Here is a 1,441-nt window from a genome sequence, read left to right as displayed (position 1 = left end):
AGATTGACATCCTCCCGCCGCTAACCCTTGCGGGTGTAGCGGGGGATTCCAAAGATCACTCTTTGGGGTTTCTCTTTCCACGACTCGGCTTATTTGGAGGAGTTGCCTCTCCCAAACAGAGGTCGATATCTCCAGAGACTTGAGATCCTGTGTGCCCCACAGTACGTAGTCCTAATTCAAGTATGTTCCGCGCAGCGTTCCAGTCTCTATCCTGGGTATGACCACAATGAGGACAAACATGAGTTCTAGTAGACAAGGTTTTTTTGACACCCTCACCACAGTTAGAGCAATTTTGACTGGTGTAGTGGGGTGGAACTGCAACAGTCACCACACCAAACACCTTGCCAAAATACTCAACCCACTGCCTAAACTGAGTCCACGCAGCATCACTAATCGATTGGGCAAGATGTCTGTTTCTCACCATATTCCGCACCTTCAAATCCTCATAGGCTACCAAGTCTGCCGACTGGACTACGCACCTCGCCAATTTTACAGCGAAGTCTTTACGTTGCCTACTTACTTTGAGATGCTTTTTACTCAATCGATTTCTCACTTTAACTCTGTTTTTAGAACCCTTTTTGGTTTTAGACAATCTACGTTGCAGACGTTTCAAAGACTTCTCGCTTTTACGCAGGTGTCTAGGGTTCTCAATCTGATTACCTTCGCTATCGGTATAGAAGTGGTTAAGTCCCACATCCAAACCAATAGTTTTACCTGTTGGTTCTCGCTTTTCGACTCGTTCTTGGTCGATACAAAACTGCGCGTAGTACCCATCGGCACGACGCACAACCCGCACTCGCTTGAACTGTTTCAACTGGTAAAAGTGCAGGTCACGAGTTCCCCAAAGCTTGAAAGTCCCTGCTTTGAAACCATCGTTAAAAGTGATATAGCGACGGTCATCAGAGAGCTTCCACCCACAGGTTTTATATTCAACACTCCCATGAGTTTGCTCTTTCTTGAACCGTGGGAATCCTTTCTTACCTGGTTTAGATTTCTTGCAATTATCGAAAAACCTAGCAATTGCAGACCACGCTCTTTCTGCACTAGCTTGACGAGCCATCGAGTTCAACTTGGCTACCCAAGGAAACTCAGTATTAGCAGCAAGAATAGCGCAAAATTTGTTGAGATCGTAACGCCCAATTCCTTTGTTATCCATCCAGTACCGGAGGCAACTATTACGCACAAAACGAGCAGTTCTAATAGCTTCATCAAGCGCTTGATACTGCACGTCTTGCCCTTCAAGTTTTGCCTCAAATACCAGCATTTATGTAACTTGTTAGTACATAAAATAGTATACCATGTTGTCAAAAACTTAACTACCCTCCTCCCTAATTTTGCTAACGCAAAATACTGGTCAGAGGGCGTTGCGTTTTTGACCCATGATTCATCTCCCGCTAAGTCTGCGACTGTAACGGGAGTCTTCTCATGGAATTAGATAAAA

The 1,441-nt window shown here is 45.0% G+C and carries 1 protein-coding gene; it reads right to left on the bottom strand.

Going from position 1 to position 1,441, the window contains the following annotated elements; translation table 11 throughout:
* Positions 1 to 55 precede the first annotated feature (55 nt).
* Positions 56 to 1,264 carry an RNA-guided endonuclease InsQ/TnpB family protein gene (locus UYC_RS0101455; protein WP_016879215.1) on the bottom strand — a complete coding sequence of 403 codons (1,209 nt, stop codon included), beginning with the start codon at positions 1,262 to 1,264 and terminating at the stop codon, positions 56 to 58.
* Between the last annotated feature and the right edge of the window lie 177 nt (positions 1,265 to 1,441).

This window comes from Chlorogloeopsis fritschii PCC 6912, from assembly GCF_000317285.1.
GTDB lineage: Bacteria > Cyanobacteriota > Cyanobacteriia > Cyanobacteriales > Nostocaceae > Chlorogloeopsis > Chlorogloeopsis fritschii.
This window is presented reverse-complemented; position numbering and strand designations above follow the sequence as displayed.

What these genes read in the sequence shown, in the direction of transcription:
- UYC_RS0101455 (WP_016879215.1), bottom strand. Translation starts at nt 1,264, where the DNA reads ATGCTGGTATTTGAGGCAAAACTTGAAGGGCAAGACGTGCAGTATCAA.